The organism is Lysinibacillus sphaericus, assembly GCF_005217585.1.
In the GTDB taxonomy this organism is placed as follows: Bacteria; Bacillota; Bacilli; order Bacillales_A; family Planococcaceae; genus Lysinibacillus; species Lysinibacillus sphaericus.
Genome location: NZ_SZPT01000002.1, coordinates 1,129,855 through 1,154,321 on the forward strand (window position 1 = coordinate 1,129,855; position 24,467 = coordinate 1,154,321).

Annotated in this window: 29 protein-coding genes; 7 read left to right on the plus strand and 22 right to left on the minus strand. The window is 38.8% G+C overall.

Going from position 1 to position 24,467, the window contains the following annotated elements; all coding sequences use genetic code 11:
* Positions 1 to 87 precede the first annotated feature (87 nt).
* The 4 genes from FC748_RS11085 to FC748_RS11100 form a co-directional block, all read right to left on the minus strand.
* Complete coding sequence (locus tag FC748_RS11085; protein WP_025218906.1) at positions 88 to 669, minus strand: hypothetical protein; 582 nt, start codon at positions 667 to 669, stop codon at positions 88 to 90.
* A 126-nt stretch (positions 670 to 795) separates the two neighbouring features.
* On the minus strand, positions 796 to 1,866 hold the full coding sequence (locus FC748_RS11090) for a D-alanyl-D-alanine carboxypeptidase family protein (protein ID WP_024361494.1): 1,071 nt from the start codon (positions 1,864 to 1,866) through the stop codon (positions 796 to 798).
* A gap of 79 nt (positions 1,867 to 1,945) precedes the next feature.
* Positions 1,946 to 2,539 (minus strand): SMC-Scp complex subunit ScpB, encoded by a 594-nt coding sequence (gene scpB / locus FC748_RS11095; RefSeq protein WP_024361495.1) that lies wholly within the window; start codon positions 2,537 to 2,539, stop codon positions 1,946 to 1,948.
* The gene (locus FC748_RS11100; RefSeq protein WP_024361496.1) at positions 2,511 to 3,290 is read right to left on the minus strand and encodes a segregation/condensation protein A; all 780 of its coding nucleotides are present in this window, start codon (positions 3,288 to 3,290) and stop codon (positions 2,511 to 2,513) included. The genes scpB and FC748_RS11100 overlap by 29 nt, the downstream gene beginning before the upstream one ends.
* A 55-nt stretch (positions 3,291 to 3,345) precedes the next feature.
* Between FC748_RS11100 and FC748_RS11105 the strand changes: the two genes are divergently transcribed.
* On the plus strand, positions 3,346 to 3,849 hold the full coding sequence (locus tag FC748_RS11105; RefSeq protein ID WP_107895149.1) for a DUF309 domain-containing protein: 504 nt from the start codon (positions 3,346 to 3,348) through the stop codon (positions 3,847 to 3,849).
* On the opposite strand, the gene FC748_RS11110 is transcribed toward FC748_RS11105, so the two are convergent.
* The 12 genes from FC748_RS11110 to FC748_RS11165 form a co-directional block, all read right to left on the minus strand.
* Entirely contained in the window at positions 3,846 to 4,217 is a 372-nt protein-coding gene (locus tag FC748_RS11110; RefSeq protein WP_024361498.1) for a GNAT family N-acetyltransferase, read from the minus strand. The two genes, FC748_RS11105 and FC748_RS11110, sit on opposite strands and share 4 nt — an antisense overlap.
* A gap of 200 nt (positions 4,218 to 4,417) precedes the next feature.
* Positions 4,418 to 5,737: a diaminopimelate decarboxylase gene (gene lysA, locus FC748_RS11115; RefSeq protein ID WP_025218903.1), complete on the minus strand. Its 1,320-nt coding sequence runs from the start codon at positions 5,735 to 5,737 to the stop codon at positions 4,418 to 4,420.
* A 225-nt stretch (positions 5,738 to 5,962) separates the two neighbouring features.
* Positions 5,963 to 7,405 (minus strand): spore germination protein, encoded by a 1,443-nt coding sequence (locus FC748_RS11120; protein ID WP_024361500.1) that lies wholly within the window; start codon positions 7,403 to 7,405, stop codon positions 5,963 to 5,965.
* A gap of 15 nt (positions 7,406 to 7,420) precedes the next feature.
* Positions 7,421 to 8,209: an RNA polymerase sporulation sigma factor SigF gene (sigF, locus tag FC748_RS11125; protein ID WP_024361501.1), complete on the minus strand. Its 789-nt coding sequence runs from the start codon at positions 8,207 to 8,209 to the stop codon at positions 7,421 to 7,423.
* 10 nt (positions 8,210 to 8,219) lie between these two features.
* Complete coding sequence (spoIIAB, locus tag FC748_RS11130; protein WP_024361502.1) at positions 8,220 to 8,660, minus strand: anti-sigma F factor; 441 nt, start codon at positions 8,658 to 8,660, stop codon at positions 8,220 to 8,222.
* Positions 8,653 to 9,006, minus strand: coding sequence for an anti-sigma F factor antagonist (spoIIAA, locus tag FC748_RS11135; protein WP_108029604.1), 354 nt, complete (start codon positions 9,004 to 9,006; stop codon positions 8,653 to 8,655). Before spoIIAA ends, spoIIAB begins: the two co-directional genes overlap by 8 nt.
* A 613-nt stretch (positions 9,007 to 9,619) precedes the next feature.
* A complete protein-coding gene (locus FC748_RS11140) occupies positions 9,620 to 10,870 on the minus strand; it encodes a thymidine phosphorylase (protein ID WP_108029603.1) in 1,251 nt (416 codons plus the stop codon).
* A 13-nt stretch (positions 10,871 to 10,883) separates the two neighbouring features.
* On the minus strand, positions 10,884 to 12,065 hold the full coding sequence (deoB, locus tag FC748_RS11145; RefSeq protein WP_024361505.1) for a phosphopentomutase: 1,182 nt from the start codon (positions 12,063 to 12,065) through the stop codon (positions 10,884 to 10,886).
* 128 nt (positions 12,066 to 12,193) lie between these two features.
* Positions 12,194 to 13,096, minus strand: coding sequence for a site-specific tyrosine recombinase XerD (xerD, locus tag FC748_RS11150; protein ID WP_024361506.1), 903 nt, complete (start codon positions 13,094 to 13,096; stop codon positions 12,194 to 12,196).
* A 202-nt stretch (positions 13,097 to 13,298) separates the two neighbouring features.
* Positions 13,299 to 13,763 carry a ferric iron uptake transcriptional regulator gene (gene fur / locus FC748_RS11155; RefSeq protein WP_024361507.1) on the minus strand — a complete coding sequence of 155 codons (465 nt, stop codon included), beginning with the start codon at positions 13,761 to 13,763 and terminating at the stop codon, positions 13,299 to 13,301.
* A 124-nt stretch (positions 13,764 to 13,887) separates the two neighbouring features.
* Complete coding sequence (locus FC748_RS11160; protein ID WP_024361508.1) at positions 13,888 to 14,400, minus strand: hypothetical protein; 513 nt, start codon at positions 14,398 to 14,400, stop codon at positions 13,888 to 13,890.
* A 65-nt stretch (positions 14,401 to 14,465) separates the two neighbouring features.
* Complete coding sequence (locus FC748_RS11165) at positions 14,466 to 15,011, minus strand: NUDIX domain-containing protein (RefSeq protein ID WP_024361509.1); 546 nt, start codon at positions 15,009 to 15,011, stop codon at positions 14,466 to 14,468.
* Positions 15,012 to 15,227: 216 nt separating this feature from the next.
* On the opposite strand from FC748_RS11165, the gene FC748_RS11170 reads away from it, so the two are divergent.
* The 3 genes from FC748_RS11170 (at position 15,228) to FC748_RS11180 (ending at position 17,869) form a co-directional block, all read left to right on the plus strand.
* Positions 15,228 to 16,346, plus strand: a complete 1,119-nt coding sequence (locus tag FC748_RS11170; protein WP_108029602.1) for an RNA-guided endonuclease InsQ/TnpB family protein — start codon at positions 15,228 to 15,230, stop codon at positions 16,344 to 16,346.
* Positions 16,347 to 16,508: 162 nt separating this feature from the next.
* Positions 16,509 to 17,408: an aldo/keto reductase gene (locus FC748_RS11175; RefSeq protein WP_108029698.1), complete on the plus strand. Its 900-nt coding sequence runs from the start codon at positions 16,509 to 16,511 to the stop codon at positions 17,406 to 17,408.
* Positions 17,405 to 17,869: a VanZ family protein gene (locus FC748_RS11180; protein WP_108029601.1), complete on the plus strand. Its 465-nt coding sequence runs from the start codon at positions 17,405 to 17,407 to the stop codon at positions 17,867 to 17,869. Before FC748_RS11175 ends, FC748_RS11180 begins: the two co-directional genes overlap by 4 nt.
* 135 nt (positions 17,870 to 18,004) lie before the next feature.
* On the opposite strand, the gene FC748_RS11185 is transcribed toward FC748_RS11180, so the two are convergent.
* Both FC748_RS11185 and FC748_RS11190 read right to left on the minus strand, forming a co-directional pair.
* Entirely contained in the window at positions 18,005 to 18,271 is a 267-nt protein-coding gene (locus FC748_RS11185; RefSeq protein WP_024361512.1) for a YqkE family protein, read from the minus strand.
* Between the two features lie 22 nt (positions 18,272 to 18,293).
* Complete coding sequence (locus FC748_RS11190; protein ID WP_024361513.1) at positions 18,294 to 19,478, minus strand: acetyl-CoA C-acetyltransferase; 1,185 nt, start codon at positions 19,476 to 19,478, stop codon at positions 18,294 to 18,296.
* 257 nt (positions 19,479 to 19,735) lie between these two features.
* On the opposite strand from FC748_RS11190, the gene FC748_RS11195 reads away from it, so the two are divergent.
* A complete protein-coding gene (locus FC748_RS11195) occupies positions 19,736 to 20,710 on the plus strand; it encodes an alpha/beta hydrolase (protein ID WP_108029600.1) in 975 nt (324 codons plus the stop codon).
* Positions 20,711 to 20,753: 43 nt separating this feature from the next.
* Here the strand turns inward: FC748_RS11195 and FC748_RS11200 are convergent, their stop codons facing one another.
* The 4 genes from FC748_RS11200 to sirA all read right to left on the minus strand — a co-directional run bounded on the left by FC748_RS11200 (position 20,754) and on the right by sirA (position 23,193).
* Positions 20,754 to 21,224 (minus strand): S-ribosylhomocysteine lyase, encoded by a 471-nt coding sequence (locus FC748_RS11200; protein ID WP_024361515.1) that lies wholly within the window; start codon positions 21,222 to 21,224, stop codon positions 20,754 to 20,756.
* 510 nt (positions 21,225 to 21,734) lie between these two features.
* Positions 21,735 to 22,241 carry a cysteine hydrolase family protein gene (locus FC748_RS11210; protein WP_108029598.1) on the minus strand — a complete coding sequence of 169 codons (507 nt, stop codon included), beginning with the start codon at positions 22,239 to 22,241 and terminating at the stop codon, positions 21,735 to 21,737.
* 207 nt (positions 22,242 to 22,448) lie between these two features.
* A complete protein-coding gene (locus FC748_RS11215; protein ID WP_024361518.1) occupies positions 22,449 to 22,667 on the minus strand; it encodes a YneF family protein in 219 nt (72 codons plus the stop codon).
* A gap of 100 nt (positions 22,668 to 22,767) precedes the next feature.
* Entirely contained in the window at positions 22,768 to 23,193 is a 426-nt protein-coding gene (gene sirA / locus FC748_RS11220) for a sporulation inhibitor of replication protein SirA (RefSeq protein WP_024361519.1), read from the minus strand.
* A 230-nt stretch (positions 23,194 to 23,423) separates the two neighbouring features.
* Between sirA and FC748_RS11225 the strand changes: the two genes are divergently transcribed.
* Both FC748_RS11225 and FC748_RS11230 read left to right on the plus strand, forming a co-directional pair.
* Complete coding sequence (locus FC748_RS11225) at positions 23,424 to 23,777, plus strand: lmo0954 family membrane protein (protein ID WP_024361520.1); 354 nt, start codon at positions 23,424 to 23,426, stop codon at positions 23,775 to 23,777.
* A gap of 16 nt (positions 23,778 to 23,793) precedes the next feature.
* Entirely contained in the window at positions 23,794 to 24,432 is a 639-nt protein-coding gene (locus FC748_RS11230; protein ID WP_024361521.1) for a PspA/IM30 family protein, read from the plus strand.
* Positions 24,433 to 24,467: the final 35 nt, after the last annotated feature.

Here is a 24,467-nt window from a genome sequence, read left to right on the forward strand (position 1 = left end):
GTGCCTGACACCCAAAAAATTCTGAACATTCATATTTGTTTCGGTGTCTGGCACCCTAAAAAAAGCTACCCTTTTAGGTAGCTTTTTTTATTGATATACATTTTCTATGGTAACGCCATTTTTACTTAATTCAAGATTGATAAATGGTTTTGCCTTTACTAACTTAGCTGTTAAAGATTGTTCAATTGTCGAGCCGTCATGCAACGTAAAAATCAACTTATCTGGTTTCGTCACACCATCTTTTTGCACGTTTGTTTGTTCTGCTTTAATGATTTCTTCCCAGCTTGTCAAATCTTCTTGCACACTAAAAAATGCATTCATATGGAGCCCTTTTTCATCCATTATTTGATAATGATTGATACATAAAAATAAAAATAAAAGGACGAGCAACCAAGATGTGCCGACAATCGCCCGTTGTATATTTCTACCCTTTTTTGTTTTTGGGACAATGATTATATTTACCAAAAGAACCGTCGCCATGCCAATTAAAGCAATCATTAATATAATATACGCTTTAAAAGTAGTCTCGAAAAGGTAATAGTCGTTAGGTCGATAAAGCAGCTCTTGAATGGGAAATAGCAAAATAAACGGAGCGATAAAACTTGATAAAAATAAAACAATAATGACTGCTATTTGATTGTGCTTTCGATTCACTTTAGTAGTAGCCATAATTGTCCCTCCTTGCCACCATGCTTTTACAATTCGACTAACATAATTTTACACTAATTACGATAAATATAAAATTCTTTTTTACATCTAGAATATATAGCATAAATAAAAATCAGCGCATCGCTTTTAACGATCCGCTGATTCTACTTTAACGGGTATAGCATAAATTCGCTCTTCCCCTAGAAAAATCGACAATACTGCTTCCTTTCTTTTTCTAGAAATTTGCAGTACTTGCCTTGCAATCTTTTTTTCCTCTTTATTTAATTGCAATTGAATTGGTTGCTCTAATCGGATAGCCAATTTATCATTGACATTATATTTTCCCTTTTTCACAACCGTCTCCATATTATAGTTTTGCCATACTTCATTCGCTAAGCCTCTGTGAACATTCCAATCATCCGATTCATTTAACGTCACAACTATACATGTTTGCCCGTCTTTTTGAAAAGCGGTTGCTAACGTTCGTCCTGCTACCTTTGTAAAACCAGTCTTTCCTGCAAAAGCTGTTCCCGTTGCCGATTTTAATGAGCTTACAGGTTGCTCCGTCTCATCATCTACTTCGACTGCGACACCCGAACCTTCCCGCAATAGACGATGCTTATTTTCCCATAGTATACCATTTACTGTATTGGCACGATAAAGGACGGTAGATGCAATTTTCTCAAAGGTTTTGTTTTGAAGTGCGATTCTTAGCATTTCAGCTGTATCTCTTGCAGAAGACAAATGCTCGTCGTGATGCAAACCTGACGGGTTCATAAAAACTGTATTGGTAAGTCCCGCAATCACAGCTCTTTCATTCATTAATTTGACAAAGCCTTCTACCGAACCGCCTGCATGCTCTGCTAATGCTGTCGCAGCATCATTACCTGACCGTAACATTAAACCATATAATAACGTTTCAACCGTCACCGTCTCGCCCGCTTGCAAATAAATAGAAGAGCCTTCAGCCATTGCAGCTTTAGGAGAAATAATGACTTCATCTTGAAGATCACTATTTTCAATCGCGACGAGAGCTGTCCAAATTTTTGTTAAGCTCGCAATGGGGAGCCTCGCATCGCTATTAGAACCTGATAATACTCGACCTGTCTCACCGTCAAGCACGACATACCCACTTCCGCCTCTTGCTAAACCATTTTGTGGGATAGTTAAGATTCCCACAGCTATCATAAACACCATTAATCGTCGTAACCGTAGCAACAAGCCACTCCTTATTTTAAGTGATAGATAAGTAGAACTATGAAAATTAAAAGGAAAGCACATAGTACTTTTCTTTTGATTACTTAACGCCATTAAACGTTTCTTGGAATTTAGTCATAAATAAATCTGTTTCTTGTTCTGCTTCACCATTGTCCTCCTCAGGTAATGGAGGCATTTCTTCAATACTATTTAATCCGAAGTAGTTTAAGAACTCCTTCGTTGTGCCATATAAAATCGCACGACCTGTCCCCTCAGAACGTCCTACTTCTTTCACTAGCCCTCTTGAAGCGAGCGTTTGCAGTGGTCGTTCACATTTGACACCACGTAAATCTTCGATGGCTACCCGTGTAATGGGCTGTTTATACGCCACAATGGCCAACACTTCTAAAGAAGCCTGAGACAATGATTGCGCTGTTGGATTTTCTACTAATTTTTGAATCGTATCTGCTAATTGTGGTTTTGTAATTAACTGGTAAACACCTGCGATTTCCTTTATTGTAATTCCTCTAGTATCATCTTCGTCAAATGCTACACGCAGTGCCTCCATTGCGGGCGCAACTACTTCTTCTGCTTCACCAAGTAGCTGTGCTAATTGCTTAATTGTTAAGCCATCATCTCCTACAACAAATAATAAAGCTTCAATTCTACTCTGTAGGATTATTGTCTTCGTCATCATCCCATTCCTCCTTCTGTAATGTGACCGTTAGTTCTTCAAAATTACCATCTTGCTCTACAATGACAATTTGACGTTTCATCAGTTCAAGCAGTGACAGAAACGTTAAAATAAGTGTTGGTTTATCTTCATAAGGAAAAAGCTCGAAAAATGATGCACGTCCACCTGTTAAACGTAAAGAATTCACAACAGAACGCATTTGCTCCTTTACTGAGCGCTCCTGCCTCGTGACAGTTGTTTTCAATGGCTTCTTTAATTTTTTTCGGCGCATCAGCTTCTGGAAGGCGCCAAGCATATCATAAATATTGACGTTCATATCGAATAACGCCATCTGTTCATCAGGTGCTAATTCCGATAAATCTGAAGGTGGTCTTGTAAATACCTGTGCTCTATCTGTTTCAAGCTCTTGTAGATTACTTGCCGCTTCTTTATATTTTTTATACTCTATTAAACGTTGTACCAGTTCTTCACGAGGGTCAGGGCCATCGATTTCGATTTCCGCATCTTCTAGCTCTCCTTCATGTATTGGTAATAGCATTCGGCTCTTAATAGCCAAAAGTGTTGCCGCCATCACTAAATACTCACTCGCCTCATTTAATTCAAGCACCTGCATCGCATGGATATGATCAATATATTGTTGTGTAATTTCAGCCATTGGAATATCATAGATATCAATTTCCAATCTGTGAATTAAATGCAATAATAGATCCAGAGGACCTGAAAAGGCTTCTAACTTTACTTCATAAGACATTATTTTACCACCCTGATATTCAATGTTCTTTTAGTATAGTGGAAAGGAGTTCAAAATGCATCCACAGCACCATACTTTATTTATTGATTACTGTGCCTATTTCAATGGCAATGGGGATTTTTTTGAATGCCATGAAGTGCTTGAGGAATATTGGAAAGACATTGCGCCCGGCAATAAAAAGCATCCTCTTGTTGGCTATGTTCAACTAGCGACAGGATTATATCATTGGCGTCGTGGCAACGCAACTGGTGCTTTCAAAATCTTACATAAAGCACTCACTAATTTTCAAGTCAATAAAGGCAATGTGTTTTTTAACGAAATCGACTACACAAAACTACTATTACAATTAACCGAAACACTTAGCCATATTCAAATGGGCAAGTCCTTTCAAGCTTTTCAATTACCGCTGACACCTACTTTACAAAATTTAGTAACAGCTCGCATACAGCTTTTACCGGAAAGCAACCCTAACTATCTTCTTCATAAACATATGCTACGTGATCGCTCACATATTCTTGCTGAACGACAAGAAAGCAAACAAAGAAAAAGCAGACGTTAACTTTCGTCTGCTTTTTCTTCATTACATTGTATACATTTGCTAACAAATTCACGCGTTTCATCCGTTGCACGCAATTGTTCGTATTGGCCAAGTTCTGCCACTTCTTGTAGCATTTCCTTTGCTACGCCTTCTCCTCTGTAAGAAGGAACTACAGAAACGTGCTGAATTGTTGCTGTGTGATTGTCTGTTACAAGCCCGACGATACCAACGTATTCATCGTTCTTTTTCCATAAGTATAATACCCAATTATCATCATTTTCATAGGATTGGATTGTCTCTGTGAGCTTTTTTATGTCTTTTTCGTTAGGCATAAACGAGAGTAGCCCCATTGCTATTTTCTCGAAAGCTTTTTTATATCGAATTAACATATTTGTCTATTCCCTCTTTTTCTAGCTGTACATAATCTTTGACTATCCTACACGATTTGTACTATTACCGCAAGCCAATTTTCTGTCTTACGAACCAGGGCCGAGAATACCTTGCGACGCTAACACCCAATAGACAACGCCCCACAACAAAATAAATGTCGTCATAGATGCCAATAATACCCATTTGTTTTTTCTCAAATTTATTCACCCTTTTTTAACGTTAGCGGGAGATCATTTTGTACAATATCTTCGTAACTTTCACGTTTAATCGCTAATTGATGCTGTCCATTTTCTACAAATACCACTGCTGGACGTGGTACACGGTTGTAGTTGCTTGCCATCGAGTAGCCATATGCCCCTGTACAGAAGATTGCTAGTACATCACCAGAAGCTGCCTCTTGTAATTTTGCATCGATAATCAATTTATCGCCCGATTCACAAAGTTTTCCAGCTACAGTGTACGTTGCTTCTTTTGGTGCATTGGCTTTACTAGCGATGACTGCCTCGTATTTTGCATCATATAATGCAGGACGAATATTATCACTCATTCCGCCATCAACTGCAATGTAATTACGTACATCTGGTACTGTTTTTTGAGAACCGATAGTATAAAGTGATGTTCCTGCATCACCGACAAGTGAACGGCCTGGTTCAATCCAGATTTCTGGCATTGTTAGTCCAAGTACAGTTGCTTTATTTTTCACAACAGTAATCATGTCCTCTACATACACTTGTGGCTCAAGCGGTGCATCTTCTTCTGTATAGCGAATACCGAAGCCCCCACCTAAGTTTAACACAGTACACGTAAAACCGTGAGTCTTGTTCCAATCAGAAATCTTGTCGATTAGTTTTTCACCTGCTAAGCCAAAGCCAGCTGTATCGAAAATTTGAGAGCCAATATGGCAGTGTAAGCCTAAAAGCTGTAAGTATTCGTGTTTAAAAGTTTGCTCAAATGCTTGATCGGCTTGACCGTTGTTTAAGTCAAAGCCAAACTTAGAATCCGCTTGCCCTGTCGTAATAAAATCATGCGTATGTGCCTCAACTCCTGGTGTGACACGTAATAAAATACGCATTTTTTGTTGACGGCGCTCAGCAATTTCTTTTAAAAGTTGAATTTCATAGAAGTTATCTACAACAATACAGCCAATTTTTGAGTCAAAGGCTAGCTCCAATTCTGCAATGCTTTTATTATTACCATGGAAGTGAATACGCTCTGTTGGGAAACCTGCTTTTAATGCTGTAAATAGCTCCCCTCCAGAGACAACATCCAAGGATAGGTTTTCTTCTGCTGCTAATTGATACACCGCTACACATGCAAATGCTTTGGAAGCATACGCTACTTCAGCCTTTACCCCTAGCTTTTTAAATGTATCGATAAAGCCGCGTGCTCGCTTACGAATAAGCGCTGTATCGTACACAAATAATGGCGTACCATATTCTTTTGCAAGCTCTAATGTATCTACTTGTCCTATTGTTAAATGTCCGTCTTCAGAAATCGCTTGTGTTCCATATAAATGCATTTGCATCTCTCCCTTTTCACGTCTCCATTTTGTGACATTTGCGTACCTCGTGGTATGTCAGTCCTTACTCAAACATTTCCATCGAGACATTGTCTTATCTTAGCAGGTATTGGCATGTCACAAGATAAAAACACATAACCATTCACTAGCAAAGATAATTTTTGCAAAAATCACAAAATACTATATGTGAACTTTATCACATGAAAAAAGTGAGTGCAACGGCTCCTATGATCTTTTTCTCTGTTTGGAAGCGACTACATATGGTCTTAGTGCATCCGACGTCATAGGGAAGCGGATAATGACGCGAAGCATCGCAGTTGGGAAAAATGGAACGAGCGGCCATAAATATGGTGCTTGTAACGGACGTAATGAACATAAATAGGTAAATAATAAAAACAATCCAATAAATAATCCATCTTCTCCCCAAATACCTGTCATAATGAGCAAAACAAATCGGAAGAGCTTAATGGAAATACCTAGCTCGTAAGATGGAATAATAAACGTAAAGATGGCTCCTACCGCTGTATACAATACAACTTCGGATGAGAACACACCAACATCAATGGCGATCTGCCCAATGATTACCCCGGCTACTAAACCCATCGCAGTAGACAATGGTGTCGGGGTATGGATGGCGGCCATCCTTAGAAATTCAATCCCAATATCGGCGATTAGAATTTGCAGTAATATCGGAATATGTGATTTATCCTGACTACCTAAAAAAGATAGCGAATCAGGTAATAATGATTCATTCGTTACAAATAAATACCATAAAGGTAATAATAATAACCCCATAATTGTTCCGAAATAGCGCATAAAACGCACAAAGGTCCCGACAGTAGGTGCTTGTCTATATTCTTCAGCATGCTGCAATAAATGGAACATCGTAACGGGCACTAAAATAACGGAAGGTGAAGTATCCACCATAATCGCTACATGCCCCTCTAGTAAATGAGCAGCGACAATATCAGGACGTTCTGTATAGCGTACAAATGGAACTGGGTGAAACTTTTGCTTAAACAGCCATTCCTCTAGTGATTTATCGGCCATTGTCAAACCATCATGATTAATTTGACCAAGACGCTGTCGCAATTTATCGAGCATTTCCTCATTAGCAATATCCTTCATAAACGCAATTGCGACATCGGTTTGACCGAGCTTGGATATTTTATGTAGCTCGAAGCGTAAATTACTGTTGCGAATGCGTCGACGAACTAAAGCTGTATTTTGTGAAATCCCCTCTGTAAAGCCATCCCTAGAACCGCGAATTACTTTTTCATTATCCGGCTCTTCTGGTGAACGCCCTGGATAATTTCGAAGCTCCGCAATATAGCAGTATCCACTTTTCGTAATAAAGGTTACTTGCCCACTTAAAATAGCAAGCAAATAGGCTTTACGTTCCGTTTCTTCAGAACGACCATGAAAGTTGAAATGTGCTTCAAAATATTCTCGCTCATCATCAATATCAATGTCTTCTTCAGGTAACATATTGGATAGTAATTGCGTCAGGGCTTCCCCATCTACTAGTCCGCTAATATATGCACAAAGAACCGGCAAATCTTTGACAAATAAATGCTTAATACCTACGTCAAATGATTCGCCGTCTCCAAATTGCTCTTTAAGAAAATCTTCGGCTTCTTCTAAGCTGTTAAATAGTTTATTTGTCATGCTGTCACCATTTTCTTAGATGTCTTTTTCTACTCCGTGTTCAACCGTGGCACTCGTCGCCATCCAACTTTTCAACTGCGCTAAAATCTTTTTCTCTAAACGAGATACTTGTACTTGTGAAATGCCCAGACGAGTTGCGATTTCAGTTTGTGTACAATCTGAAAAATAGCGTAAATAAATAATGGATTGTTCCCTCGGATCAAGTCTTGTCAACACTTCTTTTAACGGAATATATTCAAAAGGTTGCTCTGATTTTTCATCCTTCATTTGATCCATTAATGTAATGGAATCCCCTTCACTTTCATACAATTGCTCATGTAAGGAAGCTGGATCCCTTAAAGCATCCGACGCTGTCACAATTTCCTCAGTCGTGACGCCAAGAACCTGCGCTAATTCTTGAATGGTCGGTGGATGCTCATTATTTTTAATAAATTCATCCGTCGCATGGCGGATTTTAAAGTTGAGCTCGCGAATTGAACGGCTCACCTTTACCATGCCGTCATCCCTTAAAAAGCGCTGTATTTCACCGATAATCATCGGGACAGCATAAGTGGAAAATTTCACATCGTACGCTAAATCAAACTTATCTACAGATTTCATAAGGCCTATACAGCCTATTTGAAATAAATCTTCGAGCTCCACGCCCCTTGTTGTAAAGCGTTGGACGATAGACCACACAAGCCTCGTATTCCCCTCAATCATTCGTTTACGAGCTTCATGATCGCCCTGTTGTGAACGCGCAATTAAATCACGCATTTCCTCCTGTGACAAAAGCTTATCGGACGACTGTTCTATCGGCTTCACGATAGCAACCTCACATTACCGCCGTGCGAACCGAATAAAATTTTTTCGTAAACGTTACAGTTGTACCTTCCTGCCACTTGGACATGACAGTCAACTGATCTGAAAAGCTGTCCATAATGGTAAAGCCCATACCAGAACGTTCCATTGCACTTTTCGTCGTAAACAAAGGCTCCATCGCTTGACTGACATCCGCAATGCCTACCCCTTTATCCATCACAGACACCGTTACAATATCATCCTCACGCTTTGCGTGAACTGTAACGACCCCTTTTCCATCTTCTTCATAACCGTGAATAATGGCATTGGAAACAGCCTCTGAGACAACGGTTTTAAATTCTGATAGCTCATCAATTGTTGGATCTAATTGTGCAATAAAGCCCGTTATCGCCACACGTGCTAAGGCTTCGTTTTCGCTAATTGCTAAAAAAGTTAATGTCATTTCGTTATCCATTTACAATCCCCCTAACTCGATCAATCGCTTCTTCCTCTGTTGCTTCCATCATCCACGGACCTAAGCCTGAAAATTGAAATACTTTTCGCATCGTCGGCGATGGATTTAATAAAATTGTTCGTCCAGCGACTGCTTCTAACTCACGCATTCGACCAAGCACTAGGCCTACACCTGAACTATCCATAAACGATAGTCGCTCAAAATTCCAAATGATGGTCGTTACAGCCCCCTGAAAAATTGCTGTAGAAATTTTAGCCCGAATTTGCTCTACTGCATGATGATCGAGCTCCCCAAATAAACGTATAACTACTGTCTCCCTTGTTACCATTTCTAATTGAAAATGCATGAACATCGCCTCCTCCTCGTGCAATTCCACATTCCATATAACAAATCCTTGCTGTTGACAGAACTAGTGCAAAGTCTCTTGAAATAGTGTCAAATCGACATTCTTATGGCTTTTAGGTTAAGTGCAGTATGGGATAAATCAAAAGGTTTTAAACGTCGTCTACATTTTTTGTCAGTGTGTCATTGTAGATAGCTAATTTATGTAGGTATTCAATACGAGGAGAACGAAAAAAAGTGTTAGATTGACTGCCATCAATCTAACACTTTTTCGCTTCGGCGGTGCTTTCCGCTCAGCACAGTAAGCCGCAACCCTCGCTAACGCGCAGGTTTGTCGCGTCTTACGGTGTGTGCGTTCCCGCAGGAGTCACCGCCTCCGCTACCAACAACTAGTGAAAACTTCTATTTTTTTACAAATAACCAAGTTCCCGTAATAGCAAAAATTTACGAACACCTTTCCTCTGTTCCTTAAATTTTTAAGTTATGTCCCAGCCTCTTTTTGGCTATGGCGTTGATGTCCGCTCCAGTAGCCGCAACCGTCTCTGTCGCGTCTTACATTTTGTGCTCTCTACAGAGCACCGCCTCCGTATATACTAGCGTTTTCTGCTAATTTATACTTATGCCATTAAATAGGCTTGCTGTACTTTAGTGATTGTTTCTTCGTTAATTTCACTGTTTGAATACAGATAGGCAATAGTTTCATCCGCACTGACACGGTCACCTTTTTTGGCAACTAGCTGGATGCCTGCATCATAATCAAGCGAAGATTCCTTCGTTAAGCGACCAGCGCCAAGACTAACACTTGCTTCACCAATCATTAATGCATTAATGGACGCAACAACACCCTCTGTCGCTGCTTTTACAGCCACCTTATGTGCTGTGTCATTTTGCACAATATCCGCTAGATCGCCGCCCTGTGCTACGATAAATTCCTCAAACTTCGCAGCTGCTGAGCCATCTTCCAACACTTTTTTGACAGCTGCTACCGCTGTTATTTCATCTACTCCAGCCGCAATCTGATACATTAGAGAAGAAATAATAATGCACTCTTCTAATAAGTCTGCGTGCGTTTCTTCTAAGCGACCTTTTAGCAAGGCATACGCCTCTACTACCTCAAGTTTATTACCGATCATTTTCCCTAAAGGATTATCCATATCGCTAATATGAGCGACAACTTTACGGCCTAATTTTTCACCAATTGCTGTCATCGCTTCAGCCAATTTCTTCGCTTCTTCTTCCGTTTTCATAAAGGCACCAGAACCACATTTCACATCTAGCACAATACCATCTGCACCACTTGCAATTTTTTTACTCATAATCGATGCAGCAATTAACGGAATAGAGTCGACAGTACCTGTCACATCTCGCAATGCATAAAGTTTTTTGTCGGCAGGTACAAGATTGCCTGTCTGACCAGCAACCGCAATTTTATGTTTATTGACATTATCAATGAATTCTTGTGACGATAATTCTGTTTTAAAGCCACGGATTGATTCTAATTTATCGATTGTGCCACCTGTAATACCTAAGCCTTTACCACTAAACTTCGCCACTGGAATACCTAGAGAAGCAATAATTGGTGTGACGATTAACGTGACTTTATCACCGACACCGCCTGTAGAATGTTTATCAATTTTAAAACCTTCGATTGAAGTTAAATCAATTACATCACCTGATTCAATCATTGCCTTCGTTAAATAAAACGTTTCTTCGTCAGTCATACCAAGTAAGCGAATAGCCATTAGCAATGAGCTCGCCTGATAATCCGGAATAGCACCTGTTGTATAGCCTTCAACAAAGTATTGAATTTCAGCTTGTGTCAGTTCTTTGCCTTGTTTTTTCTTTTCAAAAAGCTGCACCATATTCATAGACAATTCCTCCTTATTTTAAATCATTTAAGAAACTCTTACCGAATGGTGGTGCTTCTACTTTGAAGTTTTCAGCGACAGTTGCTGCAATATCTGCAAAAGTCTCACGAAGAGCAAGCTCGCTTCCACCTTTAAAACGTGGTGAATAGACAATTAGTGGCACGTATTCACGTGTATGGTCTGTGCCAGGGAATGTCGGATCATTACCATGGTCAGCCGTAATCATAAGTAAATCATCTTCTGACATTGCCTGTAAAATTTCAGGAAGACGCGCATCAAATTCTTGTAATGCGTTACCGTAGCCAAGTGGATCACGACGATGCCCAAAATTGGCATCAAAATCTACTAAATTTAAGAAGCTAATCCCATGGAAATCTTGTTTTGCGACTTTAGCGAATTGATCCATACCGTCCATATTATTTTTTGTACGAACTGCTTCAGTAACCCCTTCACCATTGAAAATATCAGAAATTTTACCAATGGCAATTACATCAAGACCAGCATCTTTCAAAGCATTCATCGTTGTACGTCCAAAAGGCTTTAACGCATAGTCATGACGATTTGGCGTGCGTGTAAAGTTACCTGGCGTCCCGATAAATGGACGTGCAATCACGCGTCCTACTAAATATTCTGGCTGTAATGTCAACTCACGGGCAATCTCACAAATTTTATAAAGTTCGTCCAGTGGAATGATTTCTTCATGTGCAGCAATTTGTAACACAGGGTCAGCCGATGTATAGACAATAATAGCCCCTGTCTCCATATGTTCTTGTCCAAAGTCTTCAATCACCTGTGTACCACTTGCAGGCTTATTACACAGTACTTTGCGTCCTGTACGTTGTTCAAGCTCGGCAATCAGTTCGGCAGGGAAACCTTCAGGATACACTTTAAATGGTTTATCAATATTAAGACCCATTATTTCCCAGTGTCCTGTCATTGTGTCTTTCCCGACAGATGCCTCTTGCATTTTACCGTAGTATGCTTGCGGTGTATTTGTTGCTTGCAGTCCTTGCAGTGGTTCGATATTCGCTAAGCCAAACGACTCCATCACGGGCATTGTAAGCCCATTCATTTTTTCAGCGATGTGACCTAAAGTATGTGCGCCTGCATCGCCGAATTTAGCTGCGTCTGGTGCTTCACCAATCCCAACTGAATCCATTACAACGACATGGATTTTTTTAAATGCTTTATTCATAATTATTGCCTCCTAATCTCACGATTCCATTTTACCAAAAACAAGCGAAAGGATAAAGGTCAGACATCCGACTAAGTAATTTATTTTCCTTAAACAAGAAACAAGCTCTATCTGTCGCTTATTTTTTATTAGGCACGCGGATGGTACTGCTTGTAGACTTCTGAAAGTCTCGTTTTACTAATATGCGTATAAATTTGAGTTGTGGAAATATCTGCATGCCCTAGCATCTCCTGCACTGCACGTAAGTCAGCTCCATTTTCCACTAAATGAGTAGCGAAAGAATGACGTAACGTATGTGGTGTAAGCTCATGTTGGATGCCCGCCTTTAATGCGTGCTCCTTCATTAATTTCCAACAACCTTGCCTTGTTAAACGTTTCCCTCGTTGATTAATAAAAAAGGCATCTGTTTTTGGGTATTTCCCCTGTAATGTACCTCGTGCACCATCTAAATAAACACTCAATGCAGAAAGGGCACTTTTACCAAGCGGAATAATGCGCTCCTTGCCTCCTTTTCCAAATACACGTACAAAGCCCATCGTTAGATGAATATCAGCCAAATCGAGTGCAATCAGCTCACTTATACGCATGCCAGAACCATATAAAAGCTCTAGCATTGCTACATCTCGAACACCTTGTGGCTTGCTGCGATTCGGTACTGCCAGCAATGCTTCGATTTCTTCAATCGATAGAATATTTGGAAGTTTTTGTTCAATCGTTGGCATTTCTAAATGCACTGTAGGATCTGTTTCTGTGCGCTTTTCTCGAAGTAAAAATTGGTGGAAGCTACGAATGGATGAGATATGACGTGCAACAGTACGGCTCGTCTTTCCTTGCATGCGCAGTTGCTCTAAATGGCGCAAAATTGTTGTGCGTTCAATAGTGCGAAAATCAGCCATTCCCTCAGCTTCTTGCAAAAAATGGACATAGTTTTCTAAGTCTCGGCGATAGGATGCTAATGTATTAACGGATAATTGCCGCTCTACCTGGATAAAATGGATATAATCCTCTATTGCATATTGAAATTCATTCATCACAACGCCCCCTCACTGTCAATTATTCTCTATTTTAGCACGCCTATAAAAAAAGTGCGAAAAGCCCACACTAGAGCTGAGTCGTAATTTGCTTAGGCTTTTCCTCCCTTTACTAGAATAATAGAGCATCACATCATGCATAAAAAAAACAAAAAACTGCCTGATGCAATCTATACGCAAGATTTCATCAGACAGTTTCTCGTTATTGTTCTTCATTTGTGTCGTCGTTTTTATCATGACAACGCCAGCAAATACCGTGGAAAGTTAGTCGGTGATCTTTTATAATAAAGTTCCAACGTTTCTCAACAACGGCTTCCACATCTTCAAGTAAATCTTCTTGAATTTCATCTACAGCACCACACTCGATACAAACGAGATGATGATGGAAATGCGCAGCTCCCTCTTGGCGTAAATCGTAGCGTGATACGCCATCACCAAAGTTGATTTTGTCGACGATTTTAAGCTCTGTTAGTAATTCTAACGTTCTATAAACAGTAGCCAGACCTATTTCTGGTGCCTTATCTTTTACTAAAAGATAGACATCCTCTGCACTTAAGTGGTCCTCTTCATGCTCTAGCAAAACAGCAACTGTTGCTTCTCGCTGCGGCGTCAGCTTATAACTAGCACTATGCAACTGTTTTTTTATACGATCAATTCGGCTTTCCATGTGACGCCCCCCTAAACTTATTTCATTATACCAAAGGAGTAAATCCTATTACAAGATAGTGAATAGATTTCAAATAAGCTTTTAATGTTTTTAGCTGTTGCTTCATATGAACGTATTTTATGCATCATTTGAGTACATACGTTATAACGATAAACTCAGCAACTATTATGATGAAAAAAGCGATAAAATTCAACAAAATTGTCCGTCCATTCGTCTTTTTCCCGATTTTTCGCTTCGACCAAGCAGGTACTAGTAAATTACATAGGACTAGCAACAATATACAATAGATAAGCTGAAATGGAAACCACCAAATCGTATATAGCCAAAATGCTTCAAGTTTTTGTAGTAAAAATACAGAGCTAAAGCCAAAAAACGTTGCGCGTATTGCTACTGTAACACGTACTAACACTTTTAAGACACTATGTGTTGCAAGTAACAGTACAATACCGATTGAAGCGGCTACAGGTAACACTAAACGAACAATAGATTGCCTGTCCACATCTGCTAAACGAGGTTCTATAAACAAAATAAAAGGCTCTGCATTCGCCCCTCCAATAATATGAAAGCAGATGACGCCACAAACGAAGCTCACTGCAACAATTGATGCGTGATAAAATATAGAAACCGTACGAGACATAAGCATGCTCCTTTTCTATCAAGGTTTGTACAGCTTATGCTCGTCCGCTTCTATTATGCTAAACTTTATTTTTCTTGTTGCAATGCCAACCACAGCACAGCAAACGCTGTTTTCGCATCATAGATACGCCCATCAGCAACCATTGCTTGTGCCTCTTCCAACGAAACTTCTAGTAATTCGACAAATTCATCTTCGTCTAGTTCTGCACTATTTTCAATGTGATATAAATCTGTCGCCACAAATAGATGTATGATTTCATCCGCAAAACCTGGTGAAGTGGCAAAGGCTTGTAAATACTTGAATTGATGTGCACCATAGCCTGTCTCTTCTTCCAATTCACGACGTGCAGTATGAATTGGCTCCTCACCGCTTTCAAGTTTACCTGCTGGAATTTCTACAATGGAACGTTCGAGCGCTTTACGATATTGCTCCACCATTACGAGCTTGCCTTCGTTGGTAATGGCAATGATTGCTACCGCTCCAGGGTGTTTAATAATTTCACGCTTAGCAGACTTCCCGTTTGGTAATGTGACATCATCAACCTGTAAGTTCACGATTTTGCCCTTATAGATAGGTGTCGTCTGTGTCGTTATTTCTTCAAACTTTTTCATTGCCCATAACCTCGCTTGTTCTTCAGATATGTTCATTGTACCATTACAAGTAGAGAAATCGAAGGAGGTATGATGCTGTTGAAATAAATCTATACAAATGTATAAAAATATAGTTATTTTTTATAGGGATTATAAGAGATAACTTTTGAAGTATGACGCAATAGGGAAATTTGCAAAAAAATTCGGCAAAACAGTTCAAAAGGGAGTTACTTGAGGATGATACTAGCAAAGAAAGTTAGATTATACCCAAGCAAATCACAAGAACAAAAATTATGGCAATCAGTAGGAACAGCAAGATTTGTTTACAATTGGACACTTGCAAAACAAGAAGAAAATTATAAAAATGGTGGGCAGTTTATATCTGATGGTGTTCTTAGAAAAGAATTAACTCAATTAAAGAAAAAAGAATTATCTTGGTTAAAAGAAGTATCTAACAATGTAGCAAAGCAGGCAGTCAAAGATGCCTGTAATGCTTACAGGAGATTTTTCAAAGGCTTAACCAATAAACCAACATTCAAAAGCAAAAGAAAAAGCAAGAAGTCATTCTACAACGACAATGTAAAGTTAAAAGTCAAAGATGGAAATTTGGTACTCATTGAAAAAGTTGGTTGGATAAAAACAAATGAGCCATTACCTATTGGTGTTAAATACAATAATCCAAGAGTCAGTTATGACAATAAGTATTGGTATCTATCAATAGGAATCGAACAAGAAACCAGTCAAGAAGAATTAACAGATGTTTCTTTAGGGATAGATATTGGTATAAAAGCATTAGCGGTCTGTTCAAATGGTGCAGTATATAAAAATATCAATAAAACTAATGTCGTTAAAAAGACTGAGAAATGCCTTCGTAGGTTGCAACGACAAGTTTCTCGTAAATATGAAATGAATAAGGAGGGAAACCGTTTTGTCAAAACAAGCAACGTTATAAAAATCGAAAAGAGGATACAACTCCTGCATAGAAGATTATCAAATATCAGAAAGAACCATCTTCATCAAAGTACAAATGATATGGTGAAAACCAAGCCATATCGAATTGTAATGGAGACTTTGAACATCAAAGGGATGATGAAGAACAGACATTTATCGAAAGCTATGGCGAAGCAATGTTTGTATGAGTTCAAAAGACAAATTCAATATAAATGTGAAAAGTATGGAATTGATTTTTTAGAAGCTGATAAATGGTATCCATCTTCAAAAATGTGTTCAAGTTGTGGAAACATAAAAAAGGACCTGAAGTTGTCTGACCGAACATACGAATGTGTATGCGGTCATAAAATGGATAGGGATTTAAACGCAGCTATCAATCTAGCACATTTTCAATTAGCAAAATAACACGTAAACGTTATGGCTAATATGTAGGAATCGTTGCATCCGAATTGACGCTTGTGGAGTGTTACATCAAACGAAAGTAGCTTTTTGCAAAATCGGACACGTAGAAGCAAGAATAAAACAAGATTTATAGATTTTTATAAATTTTTGGCAACGGGCATTCGCATGAAAAAAAGACAACTTGGCTCAAGTCATTTATTTATTTCAGAGATTAGTTTAGGAGGTATGTCTCTTTCGACAGATAAACATAAGGCAGCAGCCATACTTGATATGGCGTTAGATGCGGGCATTAACTACATTGATACGGCTGATTTATATGATTTAGGTGCCAATGAAGAAATTATCGGTACAGTTTTGGGTAAACGTCGACAAGACCTGATTATCGCAACGAAAGTGGGGAATCGTTGGACAGAAGGGGTGGACGGCTGGCAGTGGGATGCCTCCCCTACATATATTAAAGAAGCTGTTCATAAAAGCCTAAAAAGACTCGGTACAGATTACATTGATGTCTATCAACTACATGGTGGCACAATAGAGGATGACTGGGACGGTATTATCGACACATTTGACAACTTAAAAAAAGACGGTGTCATTCGAGAATACGGCATATCCTCAATTCGACCAAATGTACTGAAACGTTTTTTACCTGCTAGCTCGGCAAAAAGTGTCATGATGCAATATAGTGCGTTAGATCGTCGCCCAGAAGAATGGTTAGATTTTATAGCTAGTGAGGGGGCTTCGGTCGTAACACGCGGCACCATCGCAAAAGGATTATTAACAAATAATTGGAAAGAACGTTTGCAACAGGTCAATGGCTATCAAACATACACTGTAGATGAATTAACAACAACATTAACAAACTTAGCCAAACACTATGAAGATTTACATGCATTAGGGCTAGCCTTTAATTTGAAGGAGCCCACTATAGCTTCAACGGTGATTGGTGCTAGTTCGCAGGAGCAACTCGCCCAAACACTTACTGCGTATGAAAAAACAAATGCAATTACTAATTTTGAAGTAGCGAACGCTCTGACTAAAGCAGACCAATACGTTGACCACCGATGAAAAAATGGTTCGTTTTACTTTTATTTTTAATCATTCTTGCAATATCCTCTAGCATGACTTATGAACAACAGTCGATTATTCCTGAACTAGAGGAACTATTAGCGCATAAGCCTTTTGAAAAACAACTGTCCGTTTTAAAAATTCCCTATTGGGATACAGTCGTTTCTATAGAAGAGCGAGGCTACTTTAAATTTGTAGAATTTCTAATTCGAAAATTTACGCATTTTGTAGGATTTGGTTGTATTGCACTGGGGATTTATTTTGCGTTAAGTAAACGTCGATTCGCTGCGCGTATAGCCATTGCCATTACGGCCATCATTGCCACGCTAGATGAATTTCGACAAAGCTTTACACCTGGACGTACCATGAGCGGACAAGATGTCCTAGTAGATACAGCAGGCGCTATTGTATTTATTAGCATTGCCGTAGTCGTAAAGAAACTACGGTCGCTTAGAAAATAAAATTTTGTTTTTATCAACAATTTCCTAAGAGTTTGTGGCGATTCTCTCGTGGATAGTGGCGTCAAAGCATTCTAAATCAAAATTAACAAAAAAACAGTGAATCTCATTCCAAGAGATTCACTGTTTCTATCAAACTTAAAATTTCGAGCCTTTGTCACCGTATTCGTTCAATAATTCTTCGAACGTTTTGTTTTTCTCACGTTGCTTACGCTCAAAAGCTAACTGTGCTTGACGCTCTTCCTCTGCCGCTTGCTCTTTCGCTGACAAATCTTGTTTCGCAGCTTTTAACTTCGCTAACACATCGCCAGCAAGCTGATCTGCTAATGTAACAGCCTCCTGCTTTGGTAAACTAGCAGAAATCCCAGCGTCAACACGTTGCTGTTGTTTTCGTTTTTTTCCCATTACTTTCACCTTCTTACTAACTTTAAGGGCGTTGAACAACTGTTGCTACGCCTTGTCCCCCACCGATGCATAATGTAGCAAGGCCTGTTTTTGCATCACGTTTTTCCATCTCATGTAACAGTGTCACTAAAATTCGTGCCCCACTTGCTCCAATTGGATGACCAAGGGCAATTGCTCCCCCATTTACATTTAGTTTATCATGATTAAAGCCTAGTTCGCGATCGACAGCAATCGATTGTGCTGCAAATGCTTCATTTGCTTCAATTAAATCTATATCTACTAGCGAAACATCCGCCTTCGCTAATGCTTTCTTCACCGCTGTGACCGGCCCAGTTCCCATAATCGATGGATCTACACCTGCGCTCGCATTGGCTGAAATAAGCGCCATTGGCTGAATACCTAACTCGATAGCCTTCGCTTTTGACATAACAACCACCGCTGCTGCTCCATCGTTAATACCTGAAGCGTTCGCTGCAGTTACAGAGCCGTCCTTTTTAAAGGCTGGACGCAGCTTTGCTAATGATTCCGCCGTAACCCCTGCACGTGGAAATTCATCTTGGTCAAAAATAATCGACTCGCCTTTACGTTGTGGGATTTCCACAGCCACGATTTCATTATTAAATTTCCCTGCTGCAATCGCCGCTTCTGCACGTTGCTGTGATCGCGCAGCAAAAGCATCTTGCTCCTCACGTGAAATTTCATACGCATCACATAAATTTTCGGCAGTAATCCCCATATGATAGTCATTAAATGCACACCATAAGCCATCATGAATCATCGTATCCACAACTTTTTGATCGCCCATGCGGAAGCCTTCACGTGCATTTTTTAATACATAAGGCGCTTGGCTCATATTTTCGAAACCGCCTGCCACGATGATATCTGCATCGCCAGCAATAATTGCTTGTGTTGCTAAATGCACTGCTTTTAAACCTGAGCCACATACTTTATTAATTGTTAAAGCTGGCACTGTGTTCGGAAGTCCTGCAGCAATCGATGCTTGTCGAGCTGGATTTTGTCCAAGACCTGCCGATAAAACATTCCCCATAATGACTTCATCAACTTGTTCACCTGCTACACCAGCACGTGCTAATGCTTCTTTAATAACGATACTTCCAAGAGTTGTTGCTGGTACATCTTTTAATGTTCCTCGGAATGAACCGATTGCCGTACGCACGGCACTAACAATCACTACCTCGTTTGTCATAACCATTCTCCCCTTTTCCCCGTTCAAAAATCAACACTGCATGCATATGCTACTAGCAGATATGTATATTTTAACAAATGTTTAGACGATTTTCGATAACAGAAATAATCGCAGTTTTTCAAAAGTTGTTGTAAAATGTTGTCGTGTTTTAAACAAACGTAGTTGGGAACATTACAAATAAGAAATGTGCATTGGCTTACGATCAGTTAAGTACAATGCCTAGACATGAAAAGAAATAGGGCGTGGAGGTGTAGAAGATGAAAAAGAAAGTGCTTTTATTTTCAGGTATTACAACGACGCTTGCTGCTGCAGCAACGGGGCTGTTCGGCTTTGCGCTTTCCAATAAATTAATGTACATTCAAAAAAAAGATCCCGAATTTATTCGTGAACGTGAGACAACTGCCAAACGCTTTGACGAAGCTTGGTACAATAAAAATTTTAAATGTGAATTAAATATTGACTCTCCCAATGGTTATTCCATTCACGGCATTATGTTTCAACCATTACAAACAAACAATACAATGATTATTTGTCACGGTGTTACAGAAAATAAAATTAACTCGGTCAAATATGCTCGTCTTTTTGAACGGTTAGGATACAATTCTGTTATTTTTGACCATCGAAGACATGGCGATTCCGGTGGCAAAACGACTAGCTATGGCTATTATGAAAAAAATGATTTAGATGCTGTTGTAAAAACAGTGAAAGCGATGATTGGTGAAAATGCCTTGCTCGGCATCCATGGGGAGTCAATGGGTGCTGCAACCATGCTTTTGTACGCAGGAACGGTTGAAGATGGCGCTGATTTTTATATTGCAGATTGTGCCTTTTCGGATTTCTCAATGCTGCTTAAGCAAATCGCCAAGACCGAATTTAAATATGGCTCCATTATTCCGATTCGTTTCGCAGATTTCTTTATCCGGTTACGCGATGGCTATTCATTTAAGAGTGTAACGCCCTCTGAAGCTGTGACCCATATTGAAAAACCGATTCTCTTTATTCACAGTATTCCTGATACATTTATACCTGCTTCAATGTCACTCGATTTATACAATAAAAAAAATGGACCTAAGAAATTGAAGCTTTTTGAAAAAGGGGCGCATGCTCAATCCTTTAATGAAAATATGGCTGAATATGAAGATCTCATACATGACTTTTTAGAAAGTTTTATTTATGAAAAAATCAATCATAATGCTTCATCATCCAATGTGATTCCTTTTCACTTTCGATAAGTGAAAAAACCTTGCAAGCTTTGACAACTTGCAAGGTTTTTTATTATTCTGCAAAAACAATATGCCATTCGTCTCGCTTCGCTAAAAATTCTTTTGCCAGCGCCTGTGCGCCTTCAAGACTATGACTTGCAGCCCAGCCACATTGCACTTCGTTGCATGCTGGAACAGCCGTTGCCTTCGTTACATCTGTAAAAGTTTTTTCTAAAATCGTCAGCAATTCATCATAATCATTATGATTAATCAACGATACATAAAACCCTGTTTGACAACCCATTGGACTAAAGTCAACGATGTGATCTGAATAATTGCGGATAATATCTGCAGATAAATGCTCCAAAGAATGGAGTGCTGGCATTTCCATATGCTCTTTGTTAGGCTGTTTTAAGCGAATGTCGTACTTATAAACTTCATCGCCATTTTTCCCCACTTTCACACCCGCTAAACGAACATAAGGGGCTTTCACTTTCGTATGATCTAAATCAAAACTCTCGACATTTGTTTTTTCGCGTTCCATTGCTAACAGCTCCTTTTCTGACAATACTAACTATTATACCTAGTTTTCTATGAAATGTGTAAATTTTTGAAATAGAATGATAATTTAGGTGCGAATTTACTAAAAAAGAAGACAAAACGCCCATTTCGTTTTGTCTTCCCGCTGAAATTTATTTTTGCTGGTGTATTGCGGCTTCTACAATGGAAATTCAAAGTCTTGAACACGGCTCGGTATGTTTAAAAGCAATGTAATCACAACACTCATTGAGATTAGTATTAACACTGACTTCCATTGTAATTTAAAATCGTTCTTTTTCAGTAATAACATTTGATTAATAAAGTGAAAGAACGAAACAAACAGCAACACAACAACAAACTGTAAGAAAAAATTCATTGTTGTCACCATCCTTTACATGTACAGAGTTCTCGCTAATGTTTAAGTAATATTTTTATCGTCAGTTACTTTGGTTTATGCAGCTACCAAGGCAAGTTGACGTTTCAAGCAGGCAAGTCACCAGTTTCTTCTATTTTCTTATTTTTCTATAAATCTCAAAAATCTGTTGTTCCATATATTTTCGTAAAAATCTATTGTCTCTCTTGCTGTCATAAAAGGATTATTTATCGTAGAAGTAGCATGACGAACCATCAAGTTTTCGTATCCTAAACCATGGGCAAATTTAATCGTTGCATCCATGCAGTATTCTGTTTGAGCGCCGCAAAATTCTATGCGTTGCACTGCTAATTGCTCTAAAATCGTTTGTAAGTTTGTTTTGTAAAAGGAATTGGCATGTTCTTTTCTGACCAAATAATCTTGTTCATGTACATTTAGCTCGGCATGAATTGCCCAATTTTCCTCTTCAGGTACTAGTTCTTCGTCACAATGTTGAACAAAAATAATTGGTTTTTGGTGTTCTCGATATAGTGCAATTCGATTATTTACTTTAGTGAGTAAATTTTGTAAAGCAAATAAATGCTCTCCACTGAAACATACACCATTTTGTAAATCTATTACGATTAAAACATCTGCATTAGCCTTCATCATTTTCCCCTTCTTTCATAAACAACCAACCATTTTATGTTAGATTAACAATAATTATAAATTTAATAATGGAGGAATTCACTTAAAATAGATTAAATCTAGATTTATCAGCGACGAACTCTGCTAATTTAACTAAGTCACTTCCTTTTAAAAAAAAACGAAAAAAGCAACCGGTTACCTAAACCAGTTGCTCCTTAAAAATTCCAATTATTTTTGGAATTTGTTCATTTGCGTCATCATTTGGCGTACTTGCTTTTCAGACGGCGTACGACCCATTTGTGCCATCATCATTCGAATCATTTGTTCGTTAATTGGTGGGTTCTCTTTTAAATATTTCATCATAGCTTGACGTGCAAAGTAGAAACCAAGTGCTGCACCAGCTGCTAATGCGATAATTACAATAATAATCCAGCCCCATGTAGGCATACAACCAACCTCCTCCACTACAATATACCGAGAAAAAAACTCTCCACGCTCCATTATACACCAAATTCTAGCGTGTTACTATATATTATAGTGAAAAATCCTAGTGCATTGTATACTTCATCGGCTTTAGCCAACCACACTCATTATCTTGTTTATTAAAGGCAATAAAACGCTCACTCATCTTGGCTAGCATTTGAAATAAGTCCAAATCAAGCATGCGCGAGCCTTCGCAATAGACACAAATTTTACGATCTACTAGATAAATCGCCATTTTCCCTTTTATCGGATGTTCTAAAAATAAAGCATTACGCGCTCTTTCTAAATGTGCATATTTGGAGTCTAGCTGTGCTTCTAACATGATGGCAATGTCATCGAAGCGAACAGTTTCACATATATACGCGAGTTCTTTTAAGGATTTCTCATTGGCATCTTCACAGCCTTGCATCATCTCTAACAACTTACGCTCTCTGCCGAAAATAAACGTTAAATGCTCTTCTTTTATTTTATATATGGAATAGGTTCTCACCAGAAATCCCCCTTCGCTCAGTTTCTTTAACGTAAGTATAGCGGATTGTCTCTAGTTAATTTGTCAAACGAAGGAGGCAACCATCTTCTATTTTTGTCGAAAACCTTCTACTTTCAGCTTAAAAAATAACTGCTCCGCCTCAAGACCTAGAGGAAAATCCATTTCCAGTCCGTTTTAGATGTTCTCGTAAGCAGGTAACATAAAGGTACAAACGAAAGGAGCTAAAACATATGAAAAAATTTCTTTTATTAACTGGAGGTATTATTGCAGCATGTGTCGCACTTGCCTTAATCGGACCAATTACTGGCCTAGTATTTTCAGTTGCATTCGTTGCACTAGGCATGCACTTCTATATTGGTAGTAAATCGACATTTGCAAAAATTATTTGGTTTACAGTTGGTTTAATCGGAGTACTATCGGCTATCTCTAATATTCCAGCAATGATTGGTCTTGCAGCAATCGCCATTATTTATGTGATTTATAAAAAATGGAATGGCGAAAAAGTGAACATCCCAACAATTGAAGCGAAAGAAGAAGATCCGTTTACAAACTTTGAAAAAGAATGGTCAAACTTAACAAAATAAAAGGAGCGAACTAAAAATGAACTTATTACAACGTTTTAGATACACAATTGAGGCAGACTTACATCAATTATTTGATAAAAAGGAACAAAAAAATCCTATTGCGATGTTAAATCAATACATTCGCGAGGCTGAAAAACAAACTGAGCAAACGGGTACATTATTAGAGCGCCAGGGCAAACTAAAAGAAAAAATGGAACTGGAGCTTAAACAAAATGCTGATTTACTAGCAAAACGTGAAGCACAACTTCAATTAGCACTTGCGAGTGGCGAGCAAGATTTAATTGATTTTGCTTCCGACGAAGTAGCAGCCTATACAGCTCGTAACCATACATTACAGACAAGTATCGAAGTGAACACGCGTGAATATTTTGAACTTGAACGCAAATTTGAAACAATGAAGCACAAAATTAAAGATATGAAAGTTCGTCAATTACAGCTAATGGGCAAAGAAAATGTGACGCGCGCTCACCATCAAATGGACGGCATGATTGCAAACAACAATAAAACGAATTTCGAAGATTTAGAATCCTATATCGAAAAACTTGCCCACCGTATTGACAAAGATCACGAGGTAACAACTTTCGAAGCACGCCTAGCAGCGCTTGAAAAAAATTCAACTGAAGCTGTTTCACCACTACTCATTGAAAAGAAATAACATGTTATAATAGAAAGAAATGCGCCACTAAAAGC